Source organism: Paenibacillus thailandensis, assembly GCF_042685365.1.
Lineage (GTDB): Bacteria > Bacillota > Bacilli > Paenibacillales > Paenibacillaceae > Paenibacillus_AP > Paenibacillus_AP thailandensis.
Map to the genome: position 1 here is coordinate 1 of NZ_JBHUMY010000045.1, position 10,410 is coordinate 10,410.

Consider the following 10,410-nt stretch of genomic DNA (forward strand, 5'->3'; position numbering starts at 1 on the left):
CGAAAATTCTACTTTAATACGGTAAATCGATAAAATTTGTGTCTACTATCTTGACAGAGGTCCAACGTTCATTACTTTGCACATCTTCTCCAGTCGGTACTCGGAGCGGTTTTCGTGGACGAATGAATATTTTACCGACGGTCTTTCGCGAAGAAGTGCATTGCCTTTTTTAAGATTTCGTTCTCCTCTTGCAACTCACGGATTTGCTTTTGCAGTTCCCGTAACTGATGGTTTTCGGACTTAAACACTTGATTTTGAACGATTTCCGGCTCGCTACCAAACTTCTTCATCCAACCGTACAAGGTATTGTCCTTTATCTTCAGTTCGCGGGCTACCTCCGCCACCGCCTTCCCGCTTTCTTTGACATACTGAACTGTCTTCTTTTTGTACTCATCGTCATAAAGTGGCTTTTTCATCTTTGACACAGTCCTCCGATAGTTGTCGTTTCATCAGTGTAATCTGTGTCTACTATTAAGTCTAGCATCATCACCTTACTTCCCCTCTGGACACGGCGATAGCCAAACGGCACTCTTCCGCCGCAATGGAATCCCTGTGCCGCGTTCTCACGCATTCCCTTTAGTGTCTCATGCTTCAGATTGACGTTATAGAATTCACTAATGACTTCCAACATACCTTCAAGCAGAACGCCGTGGGGCGTGTCTGGCTCTGTAGGTTCTGTTGCCGATAAAACAATAATACCTTGCTTCTTTAGCAGGGCTTTGTAGACAACGTGATCCGCCCGGTTGCGGCTAAAGCGGTCAAACTTGTGAACGAGAATCGCTTCAAATTGCTTATCCGGCAGTTGTGCGGCGGCAATCATCCGTTGGAAGTTCGGTCTGTCTGCAGTTTTTGCCGATTTCGCCTCATCCACAAATTCACCGACAATGTTCCATCCATGTTCTTTCGCATACCGTTGCAATGCTTCCCTTTGAGCGGGGATGGACAGTTCACGCTCTGCTTGCTGTTCTGACGAGACTCGAAGATAAGTTACTACCTTCATTGAATCGATCTCCTTTCATCGTATTTTACAACGCATCTCACCGTTGTATAGTCCCTGTAAAAGAAAAAGCCCGATCCCACAAAAGGATCGAGCAGGCTATACGATATATTGATTTTTATATTACTTCGGCAGAGGCCTCTGTGATATGTTGGTAGGTTTGTACGTAGAATATCTTGCTTCTACCTAGTAGTTTCAAGGGTTTACACGAATTCTGTGCGTTTCCTCAGTTCAGTGATATCCGTATACAGCTCTTGGTTGCTTCCTCCTTGGTCAAATGAATGCTGTGAACATCCTGAGCTTGAAGTCCCAGCTTCTCCAGCAGTTTGAAATACACCTTTGCCATGTTGTCGAGGTCTTTGTCTTTAACTCTTCCCTCAAAGTTCATGGTCAGCTTGATTGGGCCGCCAGCCGCAATCCTCATGCCGTCCGCATGGAGAGCATCTGCTATGCTGTCACGCCGGTCGTCAACATCAAAAGACCATTGTGCATCGTTGTCGTAGTCAAAAAACAACGGTTCCTGTTTGGGTACGACATAGATCGGCACGTCATCCACAGCATGAACCAATCTTCTCTTATTGCTGATACGTTCGAATAATGCTACGGAGAGCAAATCAGGCGGTTTTGTGGGTGACGGTTTGACTTTAAGATTCTTATACTCTATCGTACTCGCAAAAATCAATTGATCGTTTGCAACGATCTCCATGTTCAAGCCGTCTATTACAGACTTCATCACTGACAACAACGGAAGCTCATCCAGCCTGCGGCAAGAAGCCACTTCAATCTCCACTTCAAAAACACTAGAAACGGGAAGCCGAAACCCTTGATAGGTAAGAGGCCCGCGAAACAGCATGGCGATCTTTTCCTGAAAATCCATCATCGGTAGGTTTTGAAGCAAGTGTACTTCGTCGTTCATTACCCTGCGTTTCTTATGCTCATAAGGTTCACCCAGCGGTTCGTCCATTATTGTGATTTGAGAAACGCCGTCATGTTGAATCTGAACCAGTTGATTGCCAATAGTAACGGAGAGGTTCTTCATGCTTACCGTCATAGAATCATCCTGCCTTTCTTCCGCTTCATAAGTTTGCTTTCGATTTTGTGCTGAATCAGATAGTACGGACGCAAAACGATCTTGACATCATATTGCTGTGCAGGAGACTGGCAACGGCCTGTATCTCCGTAGTAAATGCCCTTGACGAAATAACACTCTACCGGTTTTAGCAGTCCGTTTGCGATAAACCAGTTGATGACACTGCCTATTTCTTTCTCCGAGCTCTTCAGACTGCAACAGAACCATTTAGACAGCCTTAACATACCGTTAGATTCTATTGAAACCATTTCAGGGTCAATCCCGCCGAAATACTCCAGCCAAGTATGTGCGTATAGCAACAACAAGGTCTTCAACTTACGGTCTGTCCATGTCTTCCGTACTGAAGGAGAGCTTTTAAGTATACTGTCGTCAAACGCTTGCCTTGGAGCCATGATGTATCCAAGGTTATTGTTTTTGAGCGAAAACCATTCATACGCCATATTTTTCATTCCGATAAATCTGTTGCTGCTTTGCAGAAAATCAGGAACTGGCAGAATTTCACATTGAAAAGGCTGGTGTTTGCTGGTGTTCGTTCTAACGATAAATTCATTATCCTCAAGCCAAGTAAGTGCTGCAGTAACTTCCGGCGGATAATTCATCAATCGTGTAGCCCCAGGGTTCATGTTTGCGTAATTCAAATCAATGCAGATTGCTTCCTTCGATCTCTTAAACTTCCTGTCCTTTTGATCAAAGTGCTTGCACAGGTACAGGTAAATCCGAAAAATATCAGGGTTCGGAAAATCAGGGTACACTTCCGAAATGATTTTTCGTTGCACCATGAACCATTGCGGTTGTATATCAAATTGTGGGCCTGCCGTACTTTTTACGAGCAAAGTGCTCAAATTTTGAATTTGAATAGCCATAACCATCCTCCGTTGCTAACCTCTCTTCTCCAATTGTATTTGTTTCCGTTAACATGTTAAAGCTCCTCATTATAAATCCCGGGTTCAAAGCCAGGACACCGCAGGTTGATCTATTTGAGCAGCAGAAAGCCGTCAAGGCCGAGGCGGAGCCGAGCTTGCTTCAGCCTTGACGAGCGATTCCAACAGCCGACACTTATATCAGCCCTTAGCGGTTAGCTAAGGGACGGCTCACGCCGAGTGACGGGTTGCAAGGGCGGTAGTCCTTGCGGGCCCCTCATGGGGCGGTGGGGTGGATTTTGACTGCGGGCCGCGAGCGTAAGCGAGCGGCCTATCTTCCTGTCATCGGGCTATGCATACCTTTCAGGCATAAGGATCAGATTGCACATACGTTAAATGTCATCTTCGGAACGCATTTCAGCACATACAACACATTTAGCGGCAGAGGAATGAAATAAGATACTGCGTCTCGATCAATTTCAACGTTGTAGGAGTAACATGGCAATGGTTCATAAGACTGATGAAACAGCCGCCACAAAGCTGAGCGAATGTAGATCTCATCCCCGACCGTAGCAATATGGACTATCCTCTCTTTGGCGGACAGGGCAACCATTGACGGGAAACGTAATCCTTTTTCACGGTCAAGAATGAGGGTGACCGAGGCCGTATGGCCGATCAGCAGTCTATCATTTACCAAATGAAAAGAGCCCTCTGAGGGCGTGTTTTGGCCATCAGAGGCAATGGATAGATACTCTATAATATGTTTGGCAAGATTAAGCACAACTTCATGGCTTTGATAAAGCACTTCAACACCCACATACAGCATTCGCTGATGATGATCAATAAGAAAACTGCACGGCGGGGATGCTTTTTCTTTGGCAAAGGCCGCTGTTTTCCAACTGCATTTCATCTCCAATGATTGAGCAAAATAAGTCATCCGAATCAGCTGTTCCCGAGCAAGTCTCCGTATTAGTCGAATTTCAAAACAGTCGCCAGTTATGGATGAAATGCACTGGACCGAATCTGCCAGTGAGTCTGCCGGGCTCGGGTGATCCACCAGAACATCGGACTTTAACGTGCGAACCGCCAGCATTGTTGGAATGACTTTCTGTGTTTTTGAAACGGATTCGGCTAGCAACGAATACTTTTGTGCATGTATGCTCATCTCTGTTGTCCTCCTGTGTATCATGAAATGAAGATGATCGAATTAATGATTTTCACGATTTCGGTCAATCAGCCGGGCAAGAAACGCCTTCTCCGCTTCGATTAACCGTAATTTCAATTCAAGGCTGTAATGAATGTCCAAAATGGCCGAAATGACCTCAGAAAGCGTCTCCTTATGCCAGTTGACTTGACTGCCGTAAACGCCGCCAATCACAACCTCCATGATTTCCTTGCATGTTGCAATTCGTTGGCTGTATTCATCGGAAAGTAGAACCAGTTTCTCGTATGCGGCAAGCCATTGTCTGCGGTGCATATTTTCCCCTCGCTCTCAAACATAATTGGATAATACAAAACGCGGTGCCGCCGATCTGCATTGACCGGCAACACCACGTTGTGTAATGCTAAATCAATCCATGTTCTTTCAAACTGTAAAACTGATCACCGCCGATAATGACATGATCCAGCACGTCAATTCCGATGATGTTACCGCTCTCCACAAGACGTTTAGTAATCTGAATGTCCTCTGAAGAAGGAGTTGGATTGCCGCTGGGATGGTTGTGAGCCGCGATAATAGAAGCACTGCTCCGTTTGATGGCCGCTTTGAACACTTCACGCGGATGAACGATAGAAGCATTCAGACTGCCGATTGATATTGTTTCTCTTGCGATCACACCATTCTTGGTATTCAGAAACAGAACGACAAAATGCTCGCATTGCAAATACCGCATTTCGGGAATGAGAAGGTTGGCAGCGTCACGGGGACTCCGAATAATGTACTGAGACTCGACAGGCACATTCAGCTTTCTTGCCAATTCGAGTGCGGCCAGGATTTGTTTTGCCCGGACTTTGCCGATGCCTTTGATTTGCATCAACTCTTGTTCTGTGACAGACATCAGGTCAGCAATCGAGGGATAGCGGGAGAAAAGCTCCTCAACAATGTAGGAACCCGGACGCTCGGCCAATGTTTGAGCAAACAAGTTCTTGATGGTATCGTAATGATTCAATGTAATAACCTCCTGAACATGCAAAAAGGGAAGCCGCGAAGGCCTCCCTCTTGCGAGATTGGATTCAATTGAGATAAGATGAAAGCAAGTTATTTTCTTTTTAGTCGCTCCGTTTACCGGGCGGCTTTTTCTTTTTCGATCTGTTCGATCTCCAGCTCAATTAGCACCAGCTTGGTAAGCACACGGGCATATTGCATGCCTTCTTCGGTGTGCATCGGTGCATCCTTGTCCAACATGCGTTTCACCGACAGCCAGAATTGCTTCTGCTTCTGAAGCGTTTGCAGACGATCCATGTGTCCTCACCTCCTTAACATGGAATAAAAAATCCGTCCATCGTTTCCCATCAAAGCAACATCAGACGGATACTTCGTGCTTCACGCGGTACGTGATCAAGACTTCAACTTGCCCGTTCTTCAGGGCAACGACAGCGTATTTGTCACTGTCGATCTGCACGCTGTATACAAAGCCCTTCAGTTCACAGTAACCGAGATATTCCTTCTGGCTGTTGCGTTTGAACGCCTGATAATTCATCTTCGTTTCACCTCCTTGTCTTAATCTGGAACCGACAATTACCTTGCATCTGCGTGTTTCCGATGAGATTGGAGTTGACGGCTGAAATACTTTTCAAAGTATCGTCGCATGTAATAAGCCGCTGTCTCATCGTCGAGTTCCCAACAGCGTCTGAACCATGCGTACAGCAATGTGCCCGCGATTCGTACACTGCCGTTGGCGACCAGCCGCTTTAATAACGTCTGCAATTCATCCGGCAAACCCCTGCGTACAACCATTTGCGTTCACCTCCCTTCCATGTTCCGGCACTCTCACAACCGGCGATTTTCACTGTTAAATGCCCACGACAAATAACCCGCTTTGATTCAAGCAGGCAAATCTGCGATATTGAATTAAATGTCAGGCTGTTATGACTGCAACCGCACGGCAATCCGCAACTGACGGCTCAGATACCATCCGTCATGCTGTAGATCCCGGGCGATCTTGCCGTAGTCCAGATATGGCATCAGCGACGGCGGCACATGGCCGAACAGTCCTTCTTCCACCATCTGCTCCGCAACGTCGGCCAAATCATCTATGTCGTAGTACACGATGAATTCCCCGGCCTGCAATGCCTGAATCACCTCATCATGATTGCCAATACATTCACACAGTGCCGCAACCAGCTTGTCGTCGTAACGGCTCAATATCTTCATGTCATCATTTATGGCAAAGGGAGATTCATAATCATGAATCGCGTATTCTTCATCTTTGCCAAGCACATCCCGGATGCATTGCTCCAGTTCATGCCGTTCCATCGGCAACGTGACCCAACGGCCAACCAGTTTCCCTTTGTTGTACTTCGCCAGATTGGCGATATACACGTTGATCAACATTCTGCATCTTCCTTTCTTATTGTTTTTTCAACATAAAGCCATCAATTTCAGTTAGTGTTCAGCGGCGGGGCAAAAGCTTGTCGTACTTCACATAGTACTCACTGCATACCACTCTGGATTCGGGCACGGAACAAACAAATGCATCAACAAAGATGTCCTCTCCCTCCTATACATCCAAAACCTTTCCGCAGTCATCACATTTCACTTTGCCGTTGTCGAATGATTGGGTATTGACTGAACTTCGCTGATTACCGTCATGAAGGTTTTTTCCCAAAACGGCAATTCTGATCAACGATAATCGCTTCCGAAGCATGGTAGCACCTCCTTTCTTTGTGATTTGGCAAGCCTCTCACCTTGCCGCTGTGTCCTCGCTGTCAAAACGGTTTTTATCGCCTGAAAAACAAAAAAGGACTGCTATCTGCCAAATGAGCAGACAACAGTCCTATGCAACCGGGTAGGGCATGAAACGGCAGGCCCCCTGCCTTCAATTATGCATGGGGGTGCCGCCGGAAAATGTATATCATTTTTCCTCTATATAGGGCCGATTAATGCTGTGCATACGATATTTTCAACGGTTCTTCCGATCAATGGTGTTTAGAAATTCACGGGCCAACGTCAGAACAAAGTCCACTTCTTCAATTTGACGCTCACTCAGTAAAGTGATCAAGTCTTCGATCTTGTTTTGTATTTCGCCATTCCCGGAATGTTCCGTTATTTCATCTATATCCTCAAATAGTTGAGCGGGCCTTACACCCAAAGCATTGATAATCTTGCCCAACGATTCCAGCGATATATTGCGGGTTCCACGTTCAACATCACTTATATAGCTGAAGCTAAGGCCGGATTGTTCCGCCAGACGCTCCTGCGTCATACCTCTTAACTTTCGAATCTTGCGGATTTGTTCACCTACCATTTGCTTGAAATCCATTATGTATCACCTCTACTTCAGCTTAGTAGAGTGTGATTGTGACTTTTATCCTAACATAGTGACAGTAATACTACACTGATAAGTGAAGTTTGTTGTATAATTGCCTTGGATACATCTGCCAAGATTCTACAATTTCTATCAAGGGGGGGACATATATCAGCAACCGAAATGAGAGATGAATGTGAACCATGTTCAAAGGGACAAGGAGAAAAGATAGCCATGATGCCCATCCTACGCTACTATCCTATCCTTCAGTCCATTGATAATGTAGCCCTGTTTTTTCAGTAGATTCATAGCTTACGGAGGAATGAAAATGGTACATAAGAAAATCGCATCTGCACTAATAGCAATCCTCATGATATTCACCCTGACCGGAACGATGTTTGCGGCTCCTGTTGAATACGGCGAAGAGCTTCAGAACATGCCGCAGAATACGCCGACAGTATCGTTTACCGATTTGCCGAACACCCATTGGGCGTATAAATATATCGCAGAAATGGTGAACAAGAAAGTGCTTGAAGGTTATCCGGATCATAAGTTTCGTCCGGATAACACAATATCCCGTGCTGAATTTGCAACGATCATTGTCAAAGCGGCTGGTTTGCAAGCGAAAAAAGTCAACTATTCGTCATTCAGCGACGTAAAGGTAACGGACTGGTACTCGCCTTGGATTGAGACCGCCAAAGACTACCTTACCGGTTACAGGGCGGCAAACGGTGAGTACATCTACAATCCGACAGCACCGGCGTTGAGGGAAGATATTACCGTCGCCATCGTCAAACTGAAGGGGTACGATGCCGCCCGTTTAGCGAATCGTTCCATCATTGAAGCGATGTTTAAGGATTACGAGGGCATCTCGGAAAGTGCGAAGGACTACGTTGCCATCGCTGTTGAGAACGGTCTTGTTTCTGGGTATCCCGATGAAACGTTCCGTCCGCAAAACAGCATCACCCGGGCCGAAGCCGCCGCGTTGCTGTGGCGGGCATTCATGTATGGCAACGACAACAAAGGCGTCGGAGGGGGCGACCAATCGACGACAACCCCAACAACACCTACGCCGCCGGTAACACAACCGGCTTCGCCGACAACGAATCCGTCAACGCCGAGCCATCCGCAACAGCCGTCGCAGGCGGCGAAATTCAGCGTGGATACGCTTGTTGGCGGCAATGGTCAAGGGGATGTGGACGGGCCTGTACGCCTAGCGAAAATCAACGCGGTAGACAGCATGGTGCTGGATAAGGACGATAATGTATTTTTCCTTGATTCCCGCAACAAAAAAATACGGAAATTCAATCAATCAAATGGTATGGTCGAAACGTTCAAGATTGTCAATAACCAATTCAACTGGGATTATGTGGCGGACGGCCAAAACGTAACGCATTACGATTATTCACAATTCACTCCGATCAAGCTTGCGTATAATCTTGCAAGCAACAAGCTGTATGTGTCAGGAAATGTATTGATTAAACCGTCCAATTATTCTTCTGATTATTACAACATTCATACGATTTATGAAGTCAGTCCGGCTATACAAATGGCGGCTTACACTTTTGACAGACTTTCCGGCAGCTATGGAGACGTTTATGATACCCATGAATTCATTTCATTTACAGATGAACAAACGATTTTCTACAAACAGCAACTTGGAAGCGGCGATGTCATTTACCAAGCCACTCTCGGCGGTGCTTCCTCAATTATCGCTAATGCCGGAGATAAAACAGGTGTAGATTTAACTGGCCGTGTTGAAGCCATTGTTACGAATAATGATATTTTTATCTTTGATACCGGTAATCGCACCTTATCCAAAATTCAGCTATTCCCTCGTAAAGTGGAGACGGTTGTTTCCTTTGACAGCATCACTTTCGATTCCGTCACCGTCTGTAACGGTAAATTCTACATATCCAGCGGCACAACGATCTACGAATTGACTACAGATGGAAAATGGTCTGTCTTCATTGACGGCAAAGACCTGATCTACAACGATGGCAATCCGATCCAAAAAATCAGTCAATTAAGTTTTGACAGCAACGGTAACGTCATTGTTTATGATGACGACAATAAAGCGATTCGCCGCATCAATTTGTAGTTTTCTGATCAATCTGCGGGAGCCGGCGTGCTCCCTCTATTTACATTGTGACTCCACTCCAAACATACGAAAGAAGGTACATTCAATGGCAACCTTGGCATTATTGCTAAAAATCATAGGTGCTGTTTCGGAAGTTTCCGGCATTGTACATATCATTGCTTCGATTAGAAAGAAGAAGAGAACACAAATCGGAATCGGATTTATTATTTTGGTTGTCGGCGTCATTTTGCTTGTGATTGCGACCAGTATCGAAGACAAAATGCGAGCTGGTTACTACTAAGTATCGAAAGAAAGTCAACCAGTGAAGCTGTTTACAAAAATCGTGTTGTCTTTGTTTGTGTGTTGCATTGCTGTCGTAATGATCCTGAAACTTATGCCAAAGGAACGATTATTGTTATCCGCAGTCAACGAACAAAACATGAACATGGTGGACTGGATGTTGAAACTCGGAGCTGATCCGAATGTACATACCGATTCTGCGTACACACCGCTAAATCTTGCTGTTAGAAACGGCGATCTAAACATGATAAGAAAACTTCTGGCCCATGGTGCCAGTCCGAATGAGCAAGCGAACTACGGAAGCGGGGAGAAGATACTCGTTGGCAATCTATCTATCGCCATAAATTACGTTGTTGATCCGGTGCCGGTCATTCAATTATTGATTGAAGCGGGCATAAATGTTGCTGATGATCCATATGCACTGAAAGATGCAATCGAGAGGGGACAAATAAAAGCAGTGGAGTTATTGATTCGGCACGGGGCCGATATCAACGGCGGTCTTCAGTTCGCGATCATGTATGACAAACTCGACATTGTCAGATTGATGCTGGAGAGCGGTGCAGACCCAAATCAAGGAGTCATGCTGGCCAAAATGACGTATAACCAAGAGGCATTGC

At 45.7% G+C, this 10,410-nt stretch carries 14 protein-coding genes; 3 read left to right on the plus strand and 11 right to left on the minus strand.

Annotation, left to right across the window (positions count from 1 at the left end):
* Positions 1–131: 131 nt before the first annotated feature.
* The 11 genes from ACFSW5_RS26005 to ACFSW5_RS26055 all read right to left on the minus strand — a co-directional run bounded on the left by ACFSW5_RS26005 (position 132) and on the right by ACFSW5_RS26055 (position 7,428).
* A complete protein-coding gene (locus tag ACFSW5_RS26005) occupies positions 132–416 on the minus strand; it encodes a transposase (protein ID WP_379280445.1) in 285 nt (94 codons plus the stop codon).
* Positions 413–1,000, minus strand: coding sequence for a recombinase family protein (locus ACFSW5_RS26010; RefSeq protein ID WP_379280448.1), 588 nt, complete (start codon positions 998–1,000; stop codon positions 413–415). Before ACFSW5_RS26010 ends, ACFSW5_RS26005 begins: the two co-directional genes overlap by 4 nt.
* Before the next feature lie 223 nt (positions 1,001–1,223).
* Positions 1,224–2,048: a hypothetical protein gene (locus tag ACFSW5_RS26015; RefSeq protein ID WP_155618369.1), complete on the minus strand. Its 825-nt coding sequence runs from the start codon at positions 2,046–2,048 to the stop codon at positions 1,224–1,226.
* The gene (locus ACFSW5_RS26020) at positions 2,045–2,950 is read right to left on the minus strand and encodes a hypothetical protein (protein WP_379280452.1); all 906 of its coding nucleotides are present in this window, start codon (positions 2,948–2,950) and stop codon (positions 2,045–2,047) included. Before ACFSW5_RS26020 ends, ACFSW5_RS26015 begins: the two co-directional genes overlap by 4 nt.
* 373 nt (positions 2,951–3,323) lie before the next feature.
* A complete protein-coding gene (locus tag ACFSW5_RS26025; RefSeq protein WP_379280458.1) occupies positions 3,324–4,112 on the minus strand; it encodes a hypothetical protein in 789 nt (262 codons plus the stop codon).
* Positions 4,113–4,154: 42 nt separating this feature from the next.
* Entirely contained in the window at positions 4,155–4,424 is a 270-nt protein-coding gene (locus ACFSW5_RS26030; RefSeq protein ID WP_379280460.1) for a hypothetical protein, read from the minus strand.
* An 88-nt stretch (positions 4,425–4,512) separates the two neighbouring features.
* On the minus strand, positions 4,513–5,115 hold the full coding sequence (gene radC, locus ACFSW5_RS26035) for a RadC family protein (RefSeq protein WP_379280462.1): 603 nt from the start codon (positions 5,113–5,115) through the stop codon (positions 4,513–4,515).
* A gap of 113 nt (positions 5,116–5,228) precedes the next feature.
* Positions 5,229–5,408 carry a hypothetical protein gene (locus tag ACFSW5_RS26040; protein WP_379280465.1) on the minus strand — a complete coding sequence of 60 codons (180 nt, stop codon included), beginning with the start codon at positions 5,406–5,408 and terminating at the stop codon, positions 5,229–5,231.
* Positions 5,409–5,469: 61 nt separating this feature from the next.
* Positions 5,470–5,646 (minus strand): hypothetical protein, encoded by a 177-nt coding sequence (locus tag ACFSW5_RS26045; protein ID WP_379280467.1) that lies wholly within the window; start codon positions 5,644–5,646, stop codon positions 5,470–5,472.
* Positions 5,647–6,032: 386 nt separating this feature from the next.
* Entirely contained in the window at positions 6,033–6,500 is a 468-nt protein-coding gene (locus tag ACFSW5_RS26050) for an antirestriction protein ArdA (protein ID WP_379280469.1), read from the minus strand.
* Between the two features lie 568 nt (positions 6,501–7,068).
* Positions 7,069–7,428: a helix-turn-helix domain-containing protein gene (locus ACFSW5_RS26055; RefSeq protein WP_379280471.1), complete on the minus strand. Its 360-nt coding sequence runs from the start codon at positions 7,426–7,428 to the stop codon at positions 7,069–7,071.
* 313 nt (positions 7,429–7,741) lie between these two features.
* Between ACFSW5_RS26055 and ACFSW5_RS26060 the strand changes: the two genes are divergently transcribed.
* The 3 genes from ACFSW5_RS26060 to ACFSW5_RS26070 form a co-directional block, all read left to right on the plus strand.
* A complete protein-coding gene (locus tag ACFSW5_RS26060; protein WP_379280473.1) occupies positions 7,742–9,514 on the plus strand; it encodes an S-layer homology domain-containing protein in 1,773 nt (590 codons plus the stop codon).
* Positions 9,515–9,599: 85 nt separating this feature from the next.
* Entirely contained in the window at positions 9,600–9,794 is a 195-nt protein-coding gene (locus ACFSW5_RS26065; protein WP_379280476.1) for a hypothetical protein, read from the plus strand.
* A 21-nt stretch (positions 9,795–9,815) separates the two neighbouring features.
* A partial coding sequence (locus tag ACFSW5_RS26070; protein ID WP_379280478.1) for an ankyrin repeat domain-containing protein occupies positions 9,816–10,410 on the plus strand: 595 nt, incomplete at its 3' end.

What these genes read in the sequence shown, in the direction of transcription:
- ACFSW5_RS26050 (WP_379280469.1), bottom strand. Translation starts at nt 6,500, where the DNA reads ATGTTGATCAACGTGTATATCGCCAATCTGGCGAAGTACAACAAAGGG.
- ACFSW5_RS26045 (WP_379280467.1), bottom strand. Translation starts at nt 5,646, where the DNA reads ATGAATTATCAGGCGTTCAAACGCAACAGCCAGAAGGAATATCTCGGT.
- ACFSW5_RS26015 (WP_155618369.1), bottom strand. Translation starts at nt 2,048, where the DNA reads ATGACGGTAAGCATGAAGAACCTCTCCGTTACTATTGGCAATCAACTG.
- ACFSW5_RS26030 (WP_379280460.1), bottom strand. Translation starts at nt 4,424, where the DNA reads ATGCACCGCAGACAATGGCTTGCCGCATACGAGAAACTGGTTCTACTT.
- ACFSW5_RS26060 (WP_379280473.1), top strand. Translation starts at nt 7,742, where the DNA reads ATGGTACATAAGAAAATCGCATCTGCACTAATAGCAATCCTCATGATA.
- ACFSW5_RS26010 (WP_379280448.1), bottom strand. Translation starts at nt 1,000, where the DNA reads ATGAAGGTAGTAACTTATCTTCGAGTCTCGTCAGAACAGCAAGCAGAG.
- ACFSW5_RS26040 (WP_379280465.1), bottom strand. Translation starts at nt 5,408, where the DNA reads ATGGATCGTCTGCAAACGCTTCAGAAGCAGAAGCAATTCTGGCTGTCG.
- ACFSW5_RS26005 (WP_379280445.1), bottom strand. Translation starts at nt 416, where the DNA reads ATGAAAAAGCCACTTTATGACGATGAGTACAAAAAGAAGACAGTTCAG.
- ACFSW5_RS26065 (WP_379280476.1), top strand. Translation starts at nt 9,600, where the DNA reads ATGGCAACCTTGGCATTATTGCTAAAAATCATAGGTGCTGTTTCGGAA.
- ACFSW5_RS26020 (WP_379280452.1), bottom strand. Translation starts at nt 2,950, where the DNA reads ATGGCTATTCAAATTCAAAATTTGAGCACTTTGCTCGTAAAAAGTACG.
- ACFSW5_RS26025 (WP_379280458.1), bottom strand. Translation starts at nt 4,112, where the DNA reads ATGAGCATACATGCACAAAAGTATTCGTTGCTAGCCGAATCCGTTTCA.
- ACFSW5_RS26055 (WP_379280471.1), bottom strand. Translation starts at nt 7,428, where the DNA reads ATGGATTTCAAGCAAATGGTAGGTGAACAAATCCGCAAGATTCGAAAG.